This is a genomic window from Mycobacterium sp. KBS0706 (genome assembly GCF_005938675.2).
In the GTDB taxonomy this organism is placed as follows: domain Bacteria; phylum Pseudomonadota; class Alphaproteobacteria; order DSM-16000; family Inquilinaceae; genus Inquilinus.
In genome coordinates, this window is record NZ_VCCH02000017.1 from 43035 (window position 1) to 61954 (window position 18920).

Genomic DNA, 18920 nt, shown 5'->3' on the forward strand with positions numbered 1-18920 from the left:
CGGCGCGCACCAGGCTGGGACCCGTCTTGAACACCGACCGCGTGACCCGCAGGCTTGCCGCGATCCTGGCGATCGACATGGTCGGATACTCCCGGCATGTCGAGGCCGACGAGGCCGGCACCATCGCCCGGCACAGGGTCCATCGCCGCGACCTGATCGAGCCGGCGCTGCACGGCCATGGCGGCCGCATCGTCAAGACCACCGGCGACGGCATGCTGGTCGAGTTCGGCAGCGTCGTCGATGCGCTGGACGCCGCGGTGCGGATCCAGCGCGCGGTGGCCGAGGCCGAGGCCGGGCAGCCGCGGCGGATCCAGTATCGCGCCGGCATCAACCTGGGCGACATCGTCATCGACGGCGACGACATCCTGGGCGACGGCGTCAACATCGCCGCCCGCCTCGAGGGCATGGCCGAGCCCGGCGGCATCTCCGTCACCGCCAGCGTGTTCGACCAGGTGATCGGCAAGCTGGACCTGGCCTTCGACGATCTCGGCCAGCAGCAGCTCAAGAACATCCAGAAGCCGGTGCGGGTGTACCGGGTGCGGCTGGAGCCGGCCGGCGGCGGCGAGGTCGCGCCGGGCTCGGCCGGCGTCCCGGCCAAGCCGTCGATCGCGGTGCTGGCGTTCCAGGACATGAGCGCCGGCCGCGACCAGGAATACTTCGCCGACGGCATCGCCGAGGACATCATCACCGGCCTGTCGCGCCACCACGGCTTCCTGGTGATCGCCCGCAACTCCTCCTTCACCTATAAGGGCGGGCCGGTCGACGTGAAGCAGGTGGCGGGCGAGCTGGGCGTCCGCTATGTGCTGGAGGGCAGCGTGCGCAAGGGCGGCAGCCGCATGCGCATCACCGGCCAGCTGATCGACGCCGCCACCGGCGCCCATGTCTGGGCCGAGCGCTACGACCGCGAGATGGACGACATCTTCGCGGTGCAGGACGAAATCACCGACAGCATCGTCGGCGTGGTGGCGCCGGAGCTGCTGGGCGCCGAGATGCGGCGCGCCCGGCGGCTGGACCCGGCCGGCATGGACGCCTGGGACTGCGTCATGCGCGCCGGCTGGCACGCCTGGCGCCTGACGCCGGAGGACGGCGCCCAGGCCCGCACCTTCGCCGCCCAGGCGATGGCGCTGGATCCCGGCCTGGCCCGCGCCCGCGTGGTGCATGCCATGTGCGACGTCTGGGATGTGCTGTTCGGGCGCAGCGCCGACCCCGGCCGGTCGCTGGCCGCGGCCGATGCGATGGCGCGCCAGGCGGTCGACCTGGACCCACGCGACGCCGAGGCGCAGACCGTGCTGGGCATGGTCGCCCTGTTCCTGCGCCGCTTCGACGAGGCCCAGCGCCGGCTGGAGACGGCCCTGGCGATCAACCCGAACCTGGCCTTCGCCCATATGCTGGGCGGCGGCCATTACGCCCTGTCGGGCCAGGCGGAGCTGGCGCGGCAGTCGCTTAACACGGCGCTGCGGCTGAGCCCGCGAGATCCGGCCAACCATTGGTGCCACGCCTTCCTCGGCCTCGCCGCCTTCGCCGAGGGCGACGACGCGGCCGCGGCCGAGGCGGCGCGCCAGGCGATCCATCTGTACCCGGCCTTCCCGGTCGCCCACCGGCTGCTGGCGGCCGCCCTGTCGGCGCTGGGCCGGCCGGACAAGGCGAAGGCCGCGCTGACCGGCCTGCTGGCCGTGGCGCCGGGCGCCACCATCGCCAACACCCGCGCCGGCGTGCCGTGGAAGCAGGCCGAGGTGATGGACCGCTACCTCGACGCGCTGCGCCGGGCCGGGCTGCCGGACTAGGATCGAGACGCCAGGAACCGGAGGAGGATCCGAGCATGGCGAGAACGGCGAGCTGTGCCTGCGGCGGCCTGCGCGTGACCTGCGCGGCCGAGCCGATCCTGGTGGTGCAGTGCCACTGCCTGGCCTGCCAGAGGCGTACCGGCAGCCCCTACGGCGTCGCCGCCCTGTTCCGGCGCGGGGATGTGCTGGCGGAGGGGCCGGGCCGAAGCCACGAGCGACCATCCGACAGCGGCTCATCTGTGCTCTTCCACTTCTGCCCGCGCTGCGGTTCGAGCGTGTTCTGGGAGCCCCGCCGCCGGCCGGACGTCGTGGCCGTCGCCGTCGGCGCCTTCGCCGATCCAGACTTCCCGGCGCCGACCCAGGCCATCCATGCCCAGCACCGTCATCCCTGGGTCGGGGATCTCGGCTGAGGCATAGTGTCGATTCCGGCGCCGGCCGGACGACCAGGGGCGGAACCAACGGAGGCCCGGGATGCGCTATCTGCTGATCGTCCATGTCGACCGCGCCCTGATCGGCCGGCTGTCGCCCGAGGAGGGCCGCGATCTGACGCGGCGCTGCATGGCTGAGGACGACGAGCTCCGCCGCAGCGGCCATCTCATCGACTGCGGCCCGCTGGCCGAGCCGGAGACCGCCCGGATCGTGCGGCGCCGCGGCGGCCAGGCCGCGGTCACCGACGGGCCCTATGCCGAGACCAAGGAGCATGTCGGCGGCTTCATCCTGATCGAGGCCCGCGACATGGACGAGGCGGTGGCGATCGCGGAAAAGTCGCCGATGGCGGCGATGGGCAGCATCGAGGTGCGCGAGCAGCCGCCGATGGGGTGACGACTTCGGGGAGGCCGGCCGGCCTCCCCGAAGCGCAACCGCTACAGGATGAAGTCCGCCGCGGTCAGGACGTGCAGGCCGTCCAGCCGGATCAGGAAGTCCGCAGCCCCTCCGTTGACGTTGCCGCGCACAAAGGTGTTGCCGCCGGACTGGATGAAGCCGACCTCGCCCGGGTCGTTCGGGAAGGCCAGGCCCACGAAGGTGAAGGCCTGGTTGCCCGCGACCGTGGTGTTGGCGTCGATCGCCGACAAGTCGATGAAGTCGACGTCGCCGGCCTCGGTGAAATCGCGGATCACGTCGAAGCCGACGACCGGAGAATCCGCCACGCTGTTGAACACGAAGCTGTCGGGCCCCGCCCCTCCGGTCATGACATCGGAGCCGAGGCCGCCCGTGAGCACGTCGACACCCGCGCCACCCGAAAGGGTATCGTTTCCGGCCCCGCCCAGAAGATCGTCGTCGCCGGAGCTTCCGGACAGGAGGTCGTTGCCGAGGCCGCCGGAGAGCACATTGTCGGCGAGGTTGCCGATGATGGTGTTGTTCAGGGCGTTGCCGAAGCCGCTGATCGCGCCGGCGCCGGTCAGGATCAGGTTCTCGACCAGCGCGTCCCCGGCGAGGTTGAAGGTGATCGAGCTCTGGACGGTGTCGATCCCGCTGCCGGTCTCGTTCACATTGTCTCCGGCATTGTCGACGACATAGGTGTCGCTGCCGTTGCCGCCCGTCATCAGATCGGCGCCGGCGCCGCCGTCGAGCCGGTCGTTGCCTTCGCCACCGACCAGGGAATCATTGCCGCCGAAACCGAGGAGCGCATCGTTGCCGCCCAGGCCGATCAGCGTGTTGGCTGCGGCATTCCCTCGGATAACGTTGCCCAGGGCGTTGCCGGTGCCGACGAGCGCGCCGCCGGTGAGGGTCAGGTTCTCGACCAGCGCATCCCCGACGAGGCTGAAATTGATCGAGCTCTCGACCGTGTCGATCCCGCTGCCGGTCTCGTTCACATTGTCGCCGGCGGCGTCGACCACATAGGTGTCGCTGCCGTTGCCCCCGGTCATCAGGTCGGCGCCGGCGCCGCCGTCGAGCCGGTCGCTGCCCTCGCCCCCGATCAGGCTGTCATTGCCGCCGAGGCCAAGGAGGGTATCGTTGCCGCCGAGCCCGCTCAGCGTGTTGTTCGCGGCATTGCCGCGGATGACGTTGCCCAGGGCGTTGCCGATGCCGACAAGCGCGCCGCCGAGCAGGGTCAGGTTCTCGACCAGCGCGTCACCGGCCAGGCTGAAGCTGATCGTGCTCTCGACCAGATCGATGCCGGTGCCGGTCTCGTTCACATTGTCACCGACAGCGTCGACGACATAGGTGTCGCTGCCGTTGCCCCCGGTCATCAGATCGGCGCCGGCACCACCATCGAGCCGATCGTTGCCCTCGCCGCCGATCAGGCTGTCATTTCCGCCAAAACCACGGAGGATATCGTTGCCGCCGAGGCCGCTCAGCGTGTTGTTCGCGGCATTGCCCTGGATCGTGTTGCCGAGGGCGTTGCCGATACCGACTAGCGCGGCCCCGGACAGGTTGAGATTCTCGACCAGCGCATCGGCCGCGATGCTGAACGAGACCGAGGCGTTGACCGTATCGATCCCGGTTCCGCCCTCGATGACGTTGTCAGCGGCGTTGTCGACGACATAGGTATCGTTGCCGTCGCCGCCGATCAGCGTGTCGGCGCCGAGACCTCCGTTCAGGATATCGTTGCCGGCACCGCCTATCAGGACATCACTGCCGGCAAGGCCAAAGATCGTGTCGTTGCCGCCGCGGCCCCAGATGATGTCGGCGAATGCCGATCCGAAGAGAACGTCGTTTCCGAGTGTTCCGAAAATCGCGACCATAGCTGCCTCCCATTCTGTGACGGGACATCGAAGGCGGATGTCGGGCAGGCGCGACCCTGCGCTTCGCCGTCCGGACGGATCCGGGCGAAACGGTCTCGACTGCCGCGCGAGCAAATTCGCGCAGACACGGCAGGGGCGAAGATGTCCCCAGGACGTCGTGATTGCCCCACACGGGCCATCAGCCCGCGTCAGCCCCGCAAGGCACAAGCTGAAGCGTAGAGATCAGGCTCCAAGTCTAGGGCGTCGCGCTTCGCGGCCGCACCAGATTTGCCGAGCAGCACACAGAAATCGCTCCGCGTGGCAGGACGGCAAATCTGTGCATATAATAATATTGGAACCGACATAATACTTCGCTAATTCTTGAAAAGCAATAAGATTATAATGACAATTCCATTTGAATCTACCCGAATAACGCAGAACACCATAAAATGATATGGAGCCCGGAGCACCGTCGATGGAGGGAAGGCGTTACCCCTTACCCGCCTCGCGCCGCCGGGCCTTCCCCGGCAGGCTTTGGCGGTCGCCGTCGGGCACGCAAGCGGCCGCCGATCGGATCAGTCCACGGGACGACTTCGGGGAGGCCGGCCGGCCTCCCCGAAGCGCAACCGCTACAGGATGAAATCCGCCGCGGTCAGGGCGTGCAGGCCATTCAGCTGGATCAGGATGTCGGCCACGCCGCCGTCGACATTGCCGCGCACGAAGGTGTTGCCGGCGACCTGGATGAAGCCGAGCTCGCCCGGATCGTTCGGGAAGGCCAGGCCGACGAAGGTGAAGGCCTGGTTGCCAGCGACCGTGAGGTCGGCGTCGATCGCCGACAGGTCGATGAAGTCGGTGTCGCCGGCCTCGACGAAATCGCCGATCACGTCGGGCGCGCCGACCGGCGAATCCGCCACGGCCGTGAACACGAAGTTGTCGGGGCCCCCTCCGCCGATCAGGAGATCGACCCCGAGGCCGCCGGTGAGCACGTCGACCCCGGTGCCGCCGAACAGGCTGTCGGCCCCGGCGCCGCCCAGCAGGTCGTCGTCACCCGAGCTTCCGGACAGGACGTCGTTGCCGAGGCCGCCGGCGAGCACGTTGTCGGCGAGGTTGCCGATGATGGTGTTGTTCAGATTGTTGCCGAAGCCGCTGATCGCGCCGGCGCCGGTCAGGGTCAGGTTCTCGACCAGCGGGTCGGGAAGCAGGCTCCAGGTCACCGAGCTCACGACCAGGTCGATGCCGCTGCCGGCCTCGTTGACGTTGTCGCCGGCGTTGTCGACGACATAGGTGTCGTTGCCGTTCCCGCCGCTCATCAGGTCGGCGCCGGTGCCGCCGTCGAGCCGGTCGGCGCCTTCGCCACCACTCAGGTTATCATTGCCGCCGAAGCCGAGGAGCGTGTCGTTGCCGTCCAGGCCGCTCAGCCCATTGGCCACGGCATTGCCCTGGATCAGGTTGCCGAGGGCGTTGCCGATGCCGAAGACCGCGGCGCCGGTCAGGGTCAGGTTCTCGACCAGTGGGTCCGGGACGAGGCTCCAGTTGAGCGAGCTCACGACCAGGTCGATGCCGGTGCCGGCCTCGTTCACATTGTCGCCGGCATTGTCGACGACATAGGTGTCGTTGCCGTTGCCGCCACTCATCAGATCGGCGCCGGCGCCGCCATCCAGCCGGTCGTTGCCTTCGCCACCACTCAGGTTGTCATTGCCGCCAAGGCCGAGGAGTGTATCGCTGCCGTCCACCCCGCTCAGCGAGTTGTGCGCGGCGTTGCCCGTGATCACATTGCCGAGGGCGTTGCCGATGCCGACGATCGCGGCGCCGGTCAGGGTCAGGTTCTCGACCAGAACGTCCCCGGCCAGGCTGAAATTGATCGAACTCTCGACCAGGTCGATCCCGGCGCCGGCCTCGTTCACGTTGTCGCCGACATTGTCGACGACATAGGTGTCGTTGCCGTTGCCGCCGCTCATCAGGTCGGCGCCGACGCCGCCGTCGAGCCGGTCGTTGCCTTCGCCACCATCCAGGTTGTCATTGCCGGCGAGGCCGAGGATGGTGTCGTTGCCGCCGAGGCCGCTCAGCACGTTGTTCACGGCATTGCCCTGGATCGTGTTGCCGAGGGCGTTGCCGACGCCGACCACTGCGGCGCCGACCAGGGTCAGGTTCTCGACCAGGGCGTCGGCGGCGATGCTGAACGAGACCGAGGCGTTGACCGTGTCGATCCCGGTCCCGCCTTCGACGACGTCGTCGGCGCCATTGTCGACGACATAGGTGTCGTTGCCGTCGCCGCCGATCATCGTGTCGACGCCGAGCCCTCCGTTCAGCACGTCGTTGCCGGCGCCGCCGATCAGCACATCGTTGCCGGCGAGGCCGAAGAGCGAGTCGTTGCCGCCGCGCCCCCAGATGATGTCGGCGACCGCCGACCCGAACAGGACGTCGTTCAAGAGCGTCCCGAAAATCGCGACCATGGTTTCCTCCTTGATGAAATGTCCGACCAACGTCGAAGGCCCGGACAGACGCGACCGCACGCTTCGCCGTCCGGGCGAAACGGTCCCACGCGGATTCAGCCGCGCAGACGCGACAAAGGGCGAAGCCGCCCTCCAGCGATCGTGATTGCTCCACAGCGGCGGTAAGCCCGCCGCGGTTCCGCGAAGTCGCTGTATCGGCACCAGACCCGCAAGTCTGAAGCATCGCGCTTCGCGGCCGCATCAGATCTGCTTCGGCATCACGCAGCTTTCAAACGGCGCTGCGGAATCCAGATCTGTGCATATAGCATTATTGCAGAATTATAATACCATGCGAATGCTTCAGAGACAAGATGCTAATATTATTTCGACTCTTCAGTTTTGTGGCGCGCCGTCCGGACCTTGTCGGGCAGCCCGTCATGATCGCCCATCGGCCGCGCCGGGACATCGTCCCACCAGTCGGTCCGCATCGGCTTCCGCTCCGGGTTGCGCGGATAGAAGATGCGGTTCTCCGGCTTCGGCCGCTCGCCGACGACCAGCAGGCGGACCTCGGAGTCGGTGTTGTTGATGAAGCTGTGGCACTGGCCGGTGCCGGCCGGGAAGCCGACCGAATCGCCGGGTTTCAACCGGTGCAGCACGCCGTCGAGCCAGGCGTCGGGCGCGCCCTCGATCACATAAACGAACTCCTCCTCATGGCTTTCGGCATGCGGGTAGGAGGTGCGGCGGCCGGGCGGCAGCCGCTCGTGATGGATGCCGATCCGGGTCAGGCTGAAATGCCGAGCCAGGGGCGCGCCGATGCTCATCAGCTCGTCATCGCCCTTGTAGTGGCTGTCGTCCGGCCCCTCGATCTCGGTCCAATGGGCGATGCAGGGCGGACGGTCGGTCGGTGCCATGATGGGCTCCCCTGGGCGTGAGATGGGGCCGAGGCTAGACGAGCCTCCTCCCCGACGCCATGTCGCTGACGTATTCGCCACCGAGCCTCGGGGACCATGAGCCGACCGATCGACCGCCGCCGCCTCCTCGCCCTCTTGCCCGCTGGGGCCCTCGCCGCTTGCACCGCGCCCTTCGCCGGACCGCCGCCGCCCCGGGTCGGCATCGTCGACCTGCGGCCGGTGGACGCTACCCTGTTCGAGCAGCGCTGGGAGGCGCTGCTGCGGGTCGAGGAGCAGGCCGGCACCGGGTTGCAGGTCGACGCCATGACCGCGGCGATCGAGATCAACGGGCGGGAGTTCGGCAGCGGCCGGACCGACCGGCCCTTCCTGCTGCCGGCCCATGGCGGGCGCGAGGTGACGGTGCCGATGCACGGCTCCGGCCTCGGCCTGGTCGACCAGCTGGCCACGATCGGCCGTCGCGGCGAGCTGAAATGGCGGGTCGAGGGCGTGTTCCTCAGCGCCGGCCGGCAGATCCCCTATCAGGACGAGGGCACGGTGTTCTCGCTGCGCGACACGCTGCGGGACTCGCTGCTGCCGTTCTGAACGCCCAGAGCGCGTCGCTTGTCTCCAGACAATGTCCCGGTTGACCGGGACAATCGGCGCCGCCGATGCTGGCCGCCCCGATCCGGAGCGCCGACCCATGTTCGACCTGACCGCCCTCGAGGATGCCGCCCGGCTGGTGCATGCGGCCATGCCGCCGACACCGCAATTCGCCTGGCCGCTCTTGGCCGCGCGCACCGGCTGCGAGGTCTGGGTCAAGCATGAGAACCACACCCCGATCGGCGCCTACAAGGCGCGCAACGGCATCGTCTTCATCGACGCGCTGCGCCGCCGCCGGCCGGAGGTCCGCGGCATCGTCACCGCGACGCGCGGCAATCACGGCCAGAGCCTGCCCTTCGCCGCGCGCGGCACCGGCCTGGCCGTCACCGTGGTGGTGCCACAGGGCAATTCGGTCGAGAAGAACGCCGCCATGCGCGCCTTCGGGGCCGAGCTGGTGGAGCACGGCCGCGACTTCGACGAGGCCTATGGCCATGCCCGGCACCTGGCCGGGGAGCGCGGGCTGGAGATGGCGCCGGCCTTCCATCCCGACCTGATGCGCGGCGCCGCCACCTATGCGCTGGAGCTGTTCCGGGCGGTGGCCGGGCTCGACACCGTCTATGTGCCGATCGGCATGGGGTCGGGCATCTCCGGCCTGATCCGCACCCGCGACCTCCTGGGCCTGAAGACCCGGATCGTCGGCGTGGTCTCGACCGAGGCGCCGGCGATGGCGCTGTCGGTCGAGGCCGGGCGGGTGGTGACGACCGAGACCGCCCGCACCTTCGCCGACGGCATGGCCTGCCGGGTGCCGGACCCGGAGGCCCTGGCCATCGTGCGGGCCGGCGCCGAGCGGATCGTCCAGGTCTCCGACGACGAGGTCGCCGCGGCTTTGCGCGCCTATTGGACCGACACCCACAACCTGGCCGAAGGCGCCGGCGCGGCGGCCCTGGCGGCGCTGCTGCAGGAGCGCGGGCGGATGCAGGGCAAGCGCGTCGGCCTGATTCTGACCGGCGGCAACATCGATCTGGCGGTGGCCAGAAAGGTGCTGGCGGAGGGCTAGTGACGCGTCCGGGAGGTCACGGCCGGCGCCGCCGCCCAGCCAGGAGAACCTCGGGCTCGCCGTCCCCGGCCAGCTCCCTGCAGCGGGTCACCTCGGGCGAGGTCCAGCGCTGCGACCACCGCGCCTGCTCGGCGTGGTCGGAGGGCATGTCCCAGGCGCTGGCCGTGGCCCGCGCCTCCATCTCGCTCCCGGCCCGGACGATCAGCACCGACCGGGTCTCGCCGCGCCAGCTCTCGTCATTCCAGTCGCGTGGGTAGAGCTTGTAGAACGCCATCGGTCTCTTCCGGCCCGGCAACCCCTTGCTGTCCGTCAACGGCGTTCCTTCGGCTCCGGGGTGCGATGGGCGGCGGCCGCCGCCTCGAGCTCCTTGGCGGCCTGCAGCGAGATCGCATGCATGGTCATGTTGCCGCGCCGGGCATAGCGTTCGGCATCCTGGCGCGCCTCGCGGGCCTGGCGCTCCGCGGCCTTCAAGGTCCCCGGGTCCTTGCCCTGCATCGAAAGGCGGATTTCACCTGCCGTCATGTCGAGATGTCCTTGTCGGTTCGCCGGCCAGAATGGGCCGACCGCCTCATCTTGACTAGATAATATTTCGAAATGACGGGCCATGGTCACGCCAGCTACAAATTTCCAGGGCCCCACAAAAAAACAAACCGCCGCAAGGGTCGCCGGCATCTTCGAATATAGCTGAAGAAGCCGCGGCAGGCGATTTTTGCAGACACGATCCTGGATTTGCCTTAAGCTATCTGTTCTCAGGATTTATTGAGAGCCCGATGCGCAGAGTGCCCGTGGCGACGGAGTGCACCTGCGATCAAACGTGTCCCACCGGCGATGGCCGCGACGCGATGACGGGCCGGGACCCTCACCGCGCTCTTCGCCGGGCGCAGAAATGCAGGAATGAGCGATCACCGATATGCCGTGGGCAGCACGGTCTACATCTGGCGGCGGCCCAGCCTCAGCAACGCGATCTCCGGCCCGTACACGGTGGTGGCGCATTACCCGAGCGATTCCTCCGGCCGGCTCTACCGGGTGCGCAGCGTGCTCGCGACGGAGGAGCGCATGGTGCCGGAATCCGATCTCTCCGACGTGCCGCGCGGCTCCGACACCGTGGAGCGCGCGCCGCGCAAGCGGCGCAGCGCCTGACCCTGGCCGAGATGGCCGACACCGCGGCGTTCGATTGCCAGGCCTGCGGCGCCTGCTGCGCCTTCAACCGCGACTGGCCGCGGTTCTGGACCGAGAGCGAGGCCGAGATCGAGCGCGTGCCCCGCCGCTACCGCGACGAGGCCTCGGCGGCGATGCGCTGCGACGGCGACCGCTGCTCCGCCCTGGAGGGCGAGATCGGCCGATCCACCCGCTGCGCGGTCTATGCCGACCGGCCAGTGGTCTGCCGCGATTGCATGCCCGGCGACGATGCCTGCCGGATCGCGCGGGCCGGGCCGGGGCTGGCTGCATGAGCGCGCCCGCCGACCGCCTGGCACCGCCCCGCCTGACCCCGGTGACCTCCGACCTGAAGGCGCTGCGGCGCGCGGCGGAGGCCGGCGACGCGGCGGCGCAGTTCAACCTCGGCGTGCTCAGCGACAGCCGCCTCGACGACAACGGCTACACCATCCCCGGCGACCGGGCCGAGGCGCTGCGCTGGCTGCTGCTGGCCGCCGGCAACGGCCTGACGCGCGCCCAGCTGCGGCTGGCCGAGCTCTATGCCGACAGCCCCGCGGCCTCGGGCGACCGGGTGCGGGCCGGCGCCTGGTTCCTGGTGGCCGCGGCGGGGGCGACCGGTGTCCAGCGCGCCGCGGCCGAGACCGGATACCGGACCCTGGCCGCCGGGTTGAGCCCCGGCCGCAGGGCCAAGGCCCGTGGGCTGGCGACCCGCCTGGCGGCGACGCTGGGGTCCCGCCCGTGAGGCCCGGCCAGGATTGACTCCCGAGCGGAGAGCCATCGGTTATCCTGCCGGTGAGATGACGTCCCGGATCCCGACCTCCGCCCTGCTCGACGGCCTGCTGCACGACGCCGATGCCGAGCGTGTGACGCTGGGCCGGCTGCTCGACGGGCTTGGCGACCGGTCCTTCGGTCTGGTCATGCTGTTGCTGGCGCTGCTCGGAGCGATGCCGGGCGTATCCGCCATCGTCGCCCCACTGCTCGTCATCCTCGCGGTGCAGATGATGTTGGGCCATGCCGGCCCGGTCTTTCCCCGACGCATCGCCGAGCGCAGCGTGCCGACCCGGGGGCTGGCGCGCACTCTCGGCCGCGCCGTGCCGGTGCTGCGCGCCATCGAGAGCTTCATCCATCCGCGCTGGCCGACGCCGTTCGAGGCGGCGAGACGCGGGGTCGGCCTGGTGGTGCTGCTGCTCGGCGTGCTGCTGCTGGTCCCGATCCCGCTGAGCAACGTCCCGCCGGCCCTGGCGATCGCCCTGCTGGCCGTCGCCTGGCTGGAGGAGGACGGCATCCTGCTCTGCGTCGCCCTCGCCGCCTCCGCCCTGCTGCTCGCCATCGCCGCCGGCGCCGCCTGGCAGGCGATGGGCGAGCTCGGCTGGGTGCGGGGGTTCCTGTAGGGCGGCCAATCTCACGATGCTCGGTCGGTCAGCTTTCGCCGGGTCTCCGTCCGCCACGCCATTGCCTCGGCTTCGACGTCCTCGGCCGACACCAGGTCACCGGCAGCGGCGGCATCGAGACCGATTTTCACCTCGCGACGAAAACGAGCGTCTCACTCTGCGGCATCTCGCCGTTGCCGAATGAAGTCGCGCGACATGCCTACTCCCCCTGCTGCAGCAGCGAGCCGCGGTCGCGGGCGGTGCGGAAGCCCCAGAGGAAGGCGGCGCAGCCGAGGGCCAGCCAGATCACGTTCAGTCCGACCGCGGCGACGAAATGGCCGATGTCGAAGCCCTGGCCGTGCAGCAGGTCGCGCATGCCCTCGAACACATGGGCCGGCGGCAGCGCCAGGGCCACGCCCTGCAGCCAGCCGGGCAGCACCGAGACCGGATAGTAGATCGCGCTGATCGGCGAGATGGCGAAGACGATGGCCCAGGCCAGGCCTTCCGCGCCCATGCCGTAGCGCAGGATCAGCGCCAGCACCACCAGGGCCACGGCCCAGCCGGTGACGATCAGGTTGACGAAGAAGGCCAAGAGCGGCAGGCCGAGCGAGAAGATGTTCCAGTGGTACAGCAGGATCGCCAGCAGCGCCGCCGGCACCACCCCGGCCAGGGTGCGGATCAGGCTCATCGCCATCAGCGACGCCACCCATTCCCAGGGCCGGATCGGGCTGACGAAGAGATGGCCGAGATTGCGGCTCCACATCTCCTCGAGGAAGGAGATCGACATGCCGAGCTGGGCCCGGAACAAGAGATCCCACAGCAGCACCGCCGAGATCAGCACCCCGGCCGCCTGGGCCTGCCAGTTCATCGCCGGCGCCAGGCTCTCGGTGATCAGGCCCCAGACCACCATCTGCACCGTCGGCCAATAGGCGAGCTCGACCAGCCGCGGCATCGACCCGCGCAGGATGTAGAGATGGCGCAGCATCACCGCCAGGATGCGGCCCAGGGCCGAGCCGTGCAGGTCGGGCGGAGCGGCCAGACTCCCGCTCATTGCGCCGCTTGCCCCAGCGCGCCGCGGCTGCGGGCGATGTCGAGGAACACCTCCTCCAGGTCGGAGCGGCCGTATTTGGCGATGAGGTGGTCGGGCGAGCCCTGGTCGACGATCCTGCCGGCCTTCAGCATCAGCACCTGGTCGCTCAGCCGCTCGACCTCGTCCATGTTGTGGCTGGCCAGGAGGATGGTGGCACCGCGCTCGGCCCGGTAGCGCTCCAGCATGCCGCGCACCCAGTCGCCGGTGTCGGGGTCGAGCGAGGCCGTCGGCTCGTCGAGCAGCAGCAGCTCCGGCGCGTTGACCAGCGCCTTCGCCAGCGCCACCCGGGTCTTCTGCCCGGCCGACAATTTACCGGACGGCCGGTCGAGGAATCCGGTCAGGTCCAGCATCCCGGCCAGCTCGGCGATGCGGTTGCGGCGGTCGCGCACGCCGTAGAGCCGGGCATAGACCGCCAGGTTCTCGCGCACCGTCAGCCGGTGCGGCAGATCGACATAGGGGCTCGAGAAGTTCATCCGGGGCAGGACGGCGAAGCGGTCCCGCGCCATGTCATGGCCGAGCACGGTGATGCGGCCGCCGGACGGCAGCAGCAGGCCGAGCAGCATCGAGATCGTGGTGGTCTTGCCGGCGCCGTTGCCGCCCAGCAGCGCGACGGTCGAACCGCGCGGCACCACGAAGGAGATGCCGTCGACCGCGGGCGCGGCGCCGGGATGGAAGCGCTTGGACAGGCGCTCCGCTATGATGACGCCGTCGGAGAGCATGGAGCGAGAATGGACGGACAGGGCGAGAATGACCAGGGGGCCGGCGTCGATCCGACGGCGGAGGCGGGCCGCAACCCCGCGCTGCGGCCGTTGCCGGAGCCAACCGACGCCATGCCCGGCCGGCGGATGCGGGCGCGGATCAGCCAGATCACCCTGATCAAGATCCGCTGGGTCGCCGTCGCCGGCCAGGCCGCCACCATCCTGTTCGTGCATTACTGGCTGGACTACGCCCTGCCGCTGTGGCCGGCGCTGGCGATCGTTGCCATCTCGGTGGCGCTGAACGCCGCCGCCGTGGTCCAGGGCAAATGGCGGCTGCGCCTGGTGGAGCGGGATGCGGCGCTGTATCTCGGCTACGACATGTGCCAGCTGGTGGCGCTCCTGTTCCTCACCGGCGGCCTGCTGAACCCCTTCGTGGTGCTGATGCTGGCGCCGCTGACGGTGTCGGCCACGCTGCTGAGCTACCGCAGCACGATGACGCTGACCGGCCTGGCCATCGCCGGCGTCGTGCTGCTGGCCTTCTGGCACTATCCGCTGCCGGGGGGCATGCCCTCCAGCGGGTCGCCCTACCATCTCGGCGTCGGACTGGCGATGGGCATCTCGATCCTGTTCGTCTCGCATTATGTCTGGCAGGTCGCGGCCGACGCCCGGCAGGTCTCGGACGCGCTGGCCGCCACCCAGATGGCGCTGGAACGCGAGCAGCGCATCTCGCTGCTGGGCGGGCTGGCGGCGGCGGCGGCGCATCAGCTGGGGACGCCGCTGGGCACCATCACCCTGATCGCGCGGGAGATGCGGCGCGACGTGCCGGCCGACGACCCGATGGCCGAGGACATCGCGCTGCTGGAGCAGGAGGTCGGCCGCTGCCGCGACATTCTGACCGAGCTGGCGCGACGGCCGGAGCCGGACGACGAGGATCCGTTCCGGCTGATGACCCTGCCGGCGCTGGCCGGAGCGGCTGCCGAAAGCTACCTGCATGCCGAGAATCGCCGCCTGTTCATCACCGCCGCCGAGGGCCCGCCGGGCCAGGCGCTGCAGCTGCGGCGGACGCCGGAGCTGATCCACGGCCTGGGCAACCTGATCCAGAACGCCCTGCAATTCGCGCGAAACCGGGTCGAGATCGGCGCCGAATACGGACCGAAGACCGTGGTGCTGAAGATCAGCGACGACGGTCCCGGCTTCCCGCTGGCCCTGCTGGGCCGGCTCGGCGAGCCCTATGTCTCCGGCCGCGGCGAGGACAGCGACCATATGGGGCTCGGCATCTTCATCGCGGCCACGCTGCTCGAGCACAGCGGGGCCCAATTGTCCTTCTCGAATGGCCCGCAAGGGGGCGCGGTTATTGCAGTTGCGTGGCCGCGACACAAATTTGAGAGGAAAGAAAGGACCTGGTCATGACCGTTTCCCCTGCCATCCTCACTCCCGAACAGCCGGCGCCGCTGCCGGCACGCGACGCGGCCAAGAGCCTCCTGATCGTCGACGACGACATCGCCTTCCGCACCCGCCTGGCCCGCGCCATGGAGAAACGGGGCTTCGAGGTGGTGACCGCCGACGGCCTCGCCACCGGCATCGACCTGGCCCGCCGCGTCGCCCCCGCCTTTGCCGTGCTGGACCTGCGGCTGGGCGACGGCAACGGCCTGGACATCGTGCCGGTCCTGCATGAGGCGCGGCCGGACAGCCGGGTGATCATGCTGACCGGCTACGGCAACATCGCCACCGCCGTGGCCGCGGTGAAGGCCGGCGCCGTCGACTACCTGGCCAAGCCGACCGACGCCGACCAGATCGAGGCAGCGCTGCTGAACCCCGGCGAGAAGCTGCCGCCGCCGCCGGAGAACCCGATGTCGGCCGACCGGGTGCGGTGGGAGCACATCCAGCGCGTGTTCGAGCAATGCGACCGCAACGTGTCGGAGACGGCGCGCCGGCTGAAGATGCACCGCCGCACCCTGCAGCGCATCCTGAACAAGCACGCCCCGCGCGGGTGACCTCTCCCGCAAGCGAGACCTTTTCAGAATGTCCGTCGGATTGTCTCTGAGGCTCGCAACGACATCGGCCGAAAGCAAAATGAGTCCCCCCTCCCCTCGCGGGAGGGGGGACTATAAAAAGTTGGGTCCCAGTTACTTTGAAAAGGTCTCGCTTGCGGGAGAGGCAACGCGTTCTCATACCGATGGTCGCTCGCCTTCCTCCCTCAGGATCGCCGCGGTGCGGCCCAGCCAGTCGGCCGGGTCGGTGCGGTGGTACACCCGCTCCGCCGGCTCGATGCGGTCGAGGAAGCCCTGGTAGATCACCGCTTGGCGGGCGGCGGCGACCGGCGCCAGCAGCGCCGCGGCCCGGTCGGGATCGGCGCCTGGCACCGCTTCGCGCCAGCATTCGTGCCAATGCGCCCGGACCGGCCCGACCGCCTCGTCCGGGATCCGGCTCAGGAAGGCCGGCTGGTCCAGCAGCGGATGGCCGACGCCGCTGTCGCCCCAGTCGAGCAGGGTGATCGCCGAGCCCTCGCCCCGGCAATTGCCGGGGTGGAAGTCGCCATGCACCAGCGTGTCGTCCAGGCCGCAGGCGGCGATGTCGGCGAAGCGCCGCGGCAGGCCGGACAGGAACCCGGACAGGACCGCCCGGTCGGCGGCCGCGAGCTGGTCCGCCGTACGCTCCACCACCGCGGCGACCGCCGCTTCAAGCGCCGGCGCGCGCCAGTCCGGCAGGCCGAGCGCCAGGAGGTCCTCCGCCCGCCCATGCCACGGGCGCTGCAGGCCGGCCAGCAGCGCCGCCATGTCGAGCAGCCGGGCCGGCCCGGCCTCGTACAGGTCCTCGCCCGGGATCTCGGCCAGCAGGACGCGACCTTCCGCCTGCCCCAGCAGCCGCGGCACCGGGCCGCCGGCCAGGCGTTCGAGCAGCCGCCCCTCATGGGCGAAGAAGGGCGGCACCACCTTCAGCCAGGCCACCTGCCCCTCGACCGGAATCCGCCAGAGGCTGGACAGGTTCCAGCTGCGGATCTGCTCCGGCGCCCCTGACGGGCGCAGGCCCTGCCCTTCCAGCACCTGCCGGGCCCAGGCCAGGTCGGCCGCCGGACCGCCGGGCCTAGCATAGGGCAGCCGCAGCGGCTGCTCGTCGAGCGTGCCGCCCCAGGGCTCGACGGGCGCCGGATCCGCCGTCTCGGCCAGATAGGTCACCTCGCCGCCATGCGGCCGGCCGAGCTCCGTCTCCAGCAGCCGCAGGATGGTGGCGTCGATGCCGAAGCGGTCGCGCACCGCGCGCACCACGAGCTCGACTTCTTGCCACCACGGCGTCGCGGCGGCGACCGGCGGCAGGATTCCGCGCACGCGGCCATCCGGCGTGCAGAGGACAAGGCGGGCGGTCCGCGGCGGGACCCCGGGAAATTCTGACGGCATCGATCTGTCCGGCGCAGCCTGCCCGATCATCGCCGGGCCGCGATTGAGGATACACGGCCGGTCCGATTCCAATCCTAGTGTATTTTGAATTCCTATAATGTTGATTCCTGGGCCACCAGCGTGCCACCATTGTCTCATACGGGAGCAAAATCGGAGACGGCGATGGCGACGCAGACCCGCTGGCCGGGGGGCGCCCGGACGGTGCTGTGCGTCACGGTCCATGTCGACGGCCCGTCGGAGGAGGCCGGGCGCGGCCTCAACGCGCTCGGCATCCACAGCCGCGGCCGCTATGCCATCCGGCGCGGCGTGCGGCGGTATCTCGACATGTTCGACCGGCTGGGCATCCCCGCCACCTTCTTCGTCTGCGGCCAGGACGTCGAGACCTGGCCCGAGCTGTACCGCGACATCCACCGGGCCGGCCACGAGCTGGCGGCGCATGGCTACCAGCATGAGGGCTGGGACTTGGGCGACGCCGAGCCGGCGCTGCTGGAGAAGACCCACCGCATCATCGCCGACACGGTCGGCGAGGCCCCGGTCGGCTGGTGCTCGCCCTCCGGCCGCAAGAGCCGCCTGACCCTGCCGACACTGCGCCGCCTGGGCTATCGCTACGATGCCAGCGAGAAGGATGACGACCTGCCCTATCTGCTGCCGGAAGAGGCCGGGCAGCCGGATTTCGCCATCCTGCCGAACAACGTCGTCTCACTGGACGACCACCCGATGTATGCCATCGGCCGGGCGCTGGCGTCGGAGGTGCTGGAGACCTGGATCCAGGAGCTGGAGGCGATCGAGGCCGGCGACGGCTATGTCCAGCTGATCATCCATCCGGAGGCCAATGGCGGCTCCGGCGTGCCGGCCCGGGCCGCGGCGGTCGAGGCCTTCCTGCGCCACGCCCAGGCCCGGCCGGGCATCGCGGCCCTGCGGATGAAGACCCTGGCCGAGCATTGCCTGGCCGCGCCCGATGCCTGGAGGAACCCGCGCCAATGACCCGCACCACCCTGGTCACGGTCAATGTCCACGGCGTCGGCCCGGAGGCCGCTTCGGCGCCGGAGGAGGAGCTGTTCGGCCGCCTGGGCCTCGGCCGCTACACCTATCGCATCGGCTTGGCCCGCATGCTGGACTCGCTGCGCCGGTCGGAGATCAAGGCCACCTTCTTCTGGCCGGTGTTCGAGGCCGAGCGCTGCCGCGCCCTGCTGGAGCGCTGCCTGGCCGACGGCCACGAGGTGGCATCGAACGGCCTGGCCTTCGAGGACCATATCGGCCTGGGTGACCGCGAGGATGCGGTGCTGGAGCGGGCGCATTCCCGGCTGGCGGCGCTGTGCGGCACGGCGCCGGTCGGCTTCCGGGCCCCGACCGGGACGCTGTCGGACCGCACCGTCCCGATCCTGCAGCGCCTGGGCTACCGCTATGACAGCAGCTTCATCGACGACGACGCGCCCTATCCGCTGGACGGCGACGGCGGGGCCGGGATGGTCGAGCTGCCGGTCAGCCAGGGCCTGACCGACGCCACCCATTTCGGCCAGCGCCTGACCCAGTCGCGGGCCGAGGCCTTCATGATCGAGGCGTGGGACGCGCTGCTCGCCACCGACGGCTATGCCTGCCTGACCTTGCATCCGCGCGCCGATCTCGGCGTCGGGCGGGCGGCGCGGATCACGATGATCGAGCGGCTGTTCGAGCGGGCACGGGGGCTGGGCAGCGAGTTCCGGCAGTGCCGGGAGGTGGCGGCGGAAGCCGGCCGGCAGTTCGGATCAGGCGTGCCGTCCGGCGCCGCCTGATCTCGCTGCAA

21 protein-coding genes are annotated in these 18920 nt (G+C 70.0%); 13 read left to right on the forward strand and 8 right to left on the reverse strand.

Going from position 1 to position 18920, the window contains the following annotated elements; translation table 11 throughout:
* Nucleotides 1–26 precede the first annotated feature (26 nt).
* From FFK22_RS11760 to FFK22_RS11770, 3 genes are all read left to right on the forward strand, one after another.
* A complete protein-coding gene (locus FFK22_RS11760) occupies nucleotides 27–1784 on the forward strand; it encodes an adenylate/guanylate cyclase domain-containing protein (protein WP_138887078.1) in 1758 nt (585 codons plus the stop codon).
* 35 nt (nucleotides 1785–1819) lie between these two features.
* Nucleotides 1820–2194, forward strand: coding sequence for a GFA family protein (locus FFK22_RS11765; RefSeq protein ID WP_138887077.1), 375 nt, complete (start codon nucleotides 1820–1822; stop codon nucleotides 2192–2194).
* Between the two features lie 61 nt (nucleotides 2195–2255).
* The gene (locus FFK22_RS11770) at nucleotides 2256–2606 is read left to right on the forward strand and encodes a YciI family protein (RefSeq protein WP_138887076.1); all 351 of its coding nucleotides are present in this window, start codon (nucleotides 2256–2258) and stop codon (nucleotides 2604–2606) included.
* Between the two features lie 41 nt (nucleotides 2607–2647).
* Here FFK22_RS11770 and FFK22_RS11775 read toward each other — a convergent pair whose 3' ends face one another.
* From FFK22_RS11775 to FFK22_RS11785, 3 genes are all read right to left on the reverse strand, one after another.
* Entirely contained in the window at nucleotides 2648–4471 is a 1824-nt protein-coding gene (locus FFK22_RS11775; protein ID WP_138887075.1) for a calcium-binding protein, read from the reverse strand.
* 608 nt (nucleotides 4472–5079) lie between these two features.
* Entirely contained in the window at nucleotides 5080–6903 is a 1824-nt protein-coding gene (locus FFK22_RS11780) for a calcium-binding protein (protein ID WP_138887074.1), read from the reverse strand.
* 359 nt (nucleotides 6904–7262) lie between these two features.
* A complete protein-coding gene (locus FFK22_RS11785) occupies nucleotides 7263–7793 on the reverse strand; it encodes a cupin domain-containing protein (RefSeq protein ID WP_138887073.1) in 531 nt (176 codons plus the stop codon).
* A 96-nt stretch (nucleotides 7794–7889) separates the two neighbouring features.
* Between FFK22_RS11785 and FFK22_RS11790 the strand changes: the two genes are divergently transcribed.
* Together FFK22_RS11790 and FFK22_RS11795 are read left to right on the forward strand one after the other, a co-directional pair.
* Nucleotides 7890–8375, forward strand: coding sequence for an LEA type 2 family protein (locus tag FFK22_RS11790; RefSeq protein ID WP_138887072.1), 486 nt, complete (start codon nucleotides 7890–7892; stop codon nucleotides 8373–8375).
* Between the two features lie 97 nt (nucleotides 8376–8472).
* Complete coding sequence (locus FFK22_RS11795; protein WP_138887071.1) at nucleotides 8473–9429, forward strand: threonine dehydratase; 957 nt, start codon at nucleotides 8473–8475, stop codon at nucleotides 9427–9429.
* A 16-nt stretch (nucleotides 9430–9445) separates the two neighbouring features.
* Here FFK22_RS11795 and FFK22_RS11800 read toward each other — a convergent pair whose 3' ends face one another.
* Complete coding sequence (locus FFK22_RS11800; protein WP_138887070.1) at nucleotides 9446–9703, reverse strand: hypothetical protein; 258 nt, start codon at nucleotides 9701–9703, stop codon at nucleotides 9446–9448.
* Nucleotides 9704–9738: 35 nt separating this feature from the next.
* On the reverse strand, nucleotides 9739–9951 hold the full coding sequence (locus tag FFK22_RS11805; RefSeq protein ID WP_138887069.1) for a hypothetical protein: 213 nt from the start codon (nucleotides 9949–9951) through the stop codon (nucleotides 9739–9741).
* A gap of 372 nt (nucleotides 9952–10323) precedes the next feature.
* Here FFK22_RS11805 and FFK22_RS11810 point away from each other — a divergent pair, with 372 nt between their 5' ends.
* The 4 genes from FFK22_RS11810 to FFK22_RS11825 are packed head-to-tail and all read left to right on the forward strand — an operon-like array spanning nucleotide 10324 to nucleotide 11975.
* Nucleotides 10324–10569 carry a hypothetical protein gene (locus FFK22_RS11810; RefSeq protein ID WP_138887068.1) on the forward strand — a complete coding sequence of 82 codons (246 nt, stop codon included), beginning with the start codon at nucleotides 10324–10326 and terminating at the stop codon, nucleotides 10567–10569.
* 11 nt (nucleotides 10570–10580) lie between these two features.
* Entirely contained in the window at nucleotides 10581–10880 is a 300-nt protein-coding gene (locus FFK22_RS11815; RefSeq protein WP_138887067.1) for a YkgJ family cysteine cluster protein, read from the forward strand.
* Nucleotides 10877–11326 carry a sel1 repeat family protein gene (locus FFK22_RS11820; protein ID WP_138887066.1) on the forward strand — a complete coding sequence of 150 codons (450 nt, stop codon included), beginning with the start codon at nucleotides 10877–10879 and terminating at the stop codon, nucleotides 11324–11326. The genes FFK22_RS11815 and FFK22_RS11820 overlap by 4 nt, the downstream gene beginning before the upstream one ends.
* Nucleotides 11327–11381: 55 nt before the next feature.
* Entirely contained in the window at nucleotides 11382–11975 is a 594-nt protein-coding gene (locus FFK22_RS11825; protein WP_138887065.1) for an exopolysaccharide biosynthesis protein, read from the forward strand.
* 199 nt (nucleotides 11976–12174) lie between these two features.
* Here the strand turns inward: FFK22_RS11825 and FFK22_RS11830 are convergent, their stop codons facing one another.
* Together FFK22_RS11830 and FFK22_RS11835 are read right to left on the reverse strand one after the other, a co-directional pair.
* Nucleotides 12175–13005: an ABC transporter permease gene (locus tag FFK22_RS11830; RefSeq protein ID WP_138887064.1), complete on the reverse strand. Its 831-nt coding sequence runs from the start codon at nucleotides 13003–13005 to the stop codon at nucleotides 12175–12177.
* Nucleotides 13002–13763 (reverse strand): ABC transporter ATP-binding protein, encoded by a 762-nt coding sequence (locus FFK22_RS11835; protein ID WP_138887063.1) that lies wholly within the window; start codon nucleotides 13761–13763, stop codon nucleotides 13002–13004. Before FFK22_RS11835 ends, FFK22_RS11830 begins: the two co-directional genes overlap by 4 nt.
* Before the next feature lie 9 nt (nucleotides 13764–13772).
* Here FFK22_RS11835 and FFK22_RS11840 point away from each other — a divergent pair, with 9 nt between their 5' ends.
* Nucleotides 13773–15152, forward strand: a complete 1380-nt coding sequence (locus FFK22_RS11840; protein ID WP_221938542.1) for an ActS/PrrB/RegB family redox-sensitive histidine kinase — start codon at nucleotides 13773–13775, stop codon at nucleotides 15150–15152.
* Complete coding sequence (locus FFK22_RS11845; RefSeq protein ID WP_138887062.1) at nucleotides 15149–15736, forward strand: ActR/PrrA/RegA family redox response regulator transcription factor; 588 nt, start codon at nucleotides 15149–15151, stop codon at nucleotides 15734–15736. Before FFK22_RS11840 ends, FFK22_RS11845 begins: the two co-directional genes overlap by 4 nt.
* 174 nt (nucleotides 15737–15910) lie before the next feature.
* Here FFK22_RS11845 and FFK22_RS11850 read toward each other — a convergent pair whose 3' ends face one another.
* A complete protein-coding gene (locus FFK22_RS11850) occupies nucleotides 15911–17068 on the reverse strand; it encodes a phosphotransferase family protein (protein ID WP_186002426.1) in 1158 nt (385 codons plus the stop codon).
* Nucleotides 17069–17299: 231 nt separating this feature from the next.
* On the opposite strand from FFK22_RS11850, the gene FFK22_RS11855 reads away from it, so the two are divergent.
* Nucleotides 17300–18121, forward strand: a complete 822-nt coding sequence (locus tag FFK22_RS11855) for a polysaccharide deacetylase family protein (protein WP_138887060.1) — start codon at nucleotides 17300–17302, stop codon at nucleotides 18119–18121.
* Entirely contained in the window at nucleotides 18118–18909 is a 792-nt protein-coding gene (locus tag FFK22_RS11860) for a polysaccharide deacetylase family protein (protein ID WP_138887059.1), read from the forward strand. Before FFK22_RS11855 ends, FFK22_RS11860 begins: the two co-directional genes overlap by 4 nt.
* Nucleotides 18910–18920: the final 11 nt, after the last annotated feature.

Excerpts from the sequence above, each read along its gene's own strand:
- FFK22_RS11820 (WP_138887066.1), top strand. The coding sequence starts at position 10,877 with ATGAGCGCGCCCGCCGACCGCCTGGCACCGCCCCGCCTGACCCCGGTG.
- FFK22_RS11835 (WP_138887063.1), bottom strand. The coding sequence starts at position 13,763 with ATGCTCTCCGACGGCGTCATCATAGCGGAGCGCCTGTCCAAGCGCTTC.
- FFK22_RS11770 (WP_138887076.1), top strand. The coding sequence starts at position 2,256 with ATGCGCTATCTGCTGATCGTCCATGTCGACCGCGCCCTGATCGGCCGG.
- FFK22_RS11785 (WP_138887073.1), bottom strand. The coding sequence starts at position 7,793 with ATGGCACCGACCGACCGTCCGCCCTGCATCGCCCATTGGACCGAGATC.
- FFK22_RS11840 (WP_221938542.1), top strand. The coding sequence starts at position 13,773 with ATGGACGGACAGGGCGAGAATGACCAGGGGGCCGGCGTCGATCCGACG.
- FFK22_RS11845 (WP_138887062.1), top strand. The coding sequence starts at position 15,149 with ATGACCGTTTCCCCTGCCATCCTCACTCCCGAACAGCCGGCGCCGCTG.
- FFK22_RS11775 (WP_138887075.1), bottom strand. The coding sequence starts at position 4,471 with ATGGTCGCGATTTTCGGAACACTCGGAAACGACGTTCTCTTCGGATCG.
- FFK22_RS11855 (WP_138887060.1), top strand. The coding sequence starts at position 17,300 with ATGGCGACGCAGACCCGCTGGCCGGGGGGCGCCCGGACGGTGCTGTGC.
- FFK22_RS11815 (WP_138887067.1), top strand. The coding sequence starts at position 10,581 with ATGGCCGACACCGCGGCGTTCGATTGCCAGGCCTGCGGCGCCTGCTGC.
- FFK22_RS11765 (WP_138887077.1), top strand. The coding sequence starts at position 1,820 with ATGGCGAGAACGGCGAGCTGTGCCTGCGGCGGCCTGCGCGTGACCTGC.
- FFK22_RS11805 (WP_138887069.1), bottom strand. The coding sequence starts at position 9,951 with ATGACGGCAGGTGAAATCCGCCTTTCGATGCAGGGCAAGGACCCGGGG.
- FFK22_RS11795 (WP_138887071.1), top strand. The coding sequence starts at position 8,473 with ATGTTCGACCTGACCGCCCTCGAGGATGCCGCCCGGCTGGTGCATGCG.
- FFK22_RS11800 (WP_138887070.1), bottom strand. The coding sequence starts at position 9,703 with ATGGCGTTCTACAAGCTCTACCCACGCGACTGGAATGACGAGAGCTGG.
- FFK22_RS11810 (WP_138887068.1), top strand. The coding sequence starts at position 10,324 with ATGAGCGATCACCGATATGCCGTGGGCAGCACGGTCTACATCTGGCGG.
- FFK22_RS11780 (WP_138887074.1), bottom strand. The coding sequence starts at position 6,903 with ATGGTCGCGATTTTCGGGACGCTCTTGAACGACGTCCTGTTCGGGTCG.
- FFK22_RS11860 (WP_138887059.1), top strand. The coding sequence starts at position 18,118 with ATGACCCGCACCACCCTGGTCACGGTCAATGTCCACGGCGTCGGCCCG.
- FFK22_RS11830 (WP_138887064.1), bottom strand. The coding sequence starts at position 13,005 with ATGAGCGGGAGTCTGGCCGCTCCGCCCGACCTGCACGGCTCGGCCCTG.
- FFK22_RS11790 (WP_138887072.1), top strand. The coding sequence starts at position 7,890 with ATGAGCCGACCGATCGACCGCCGCCGCCTCCTCGCCCTCTTGCCCGCT.
- FFK22_RS11825 (WP_138887065.1), top strand. The coding sequence starts at position 11,382 with ATGACGTCCCGGATCCCGACCTCCGCCCTGCTCGACGGCCTGCTGCAC.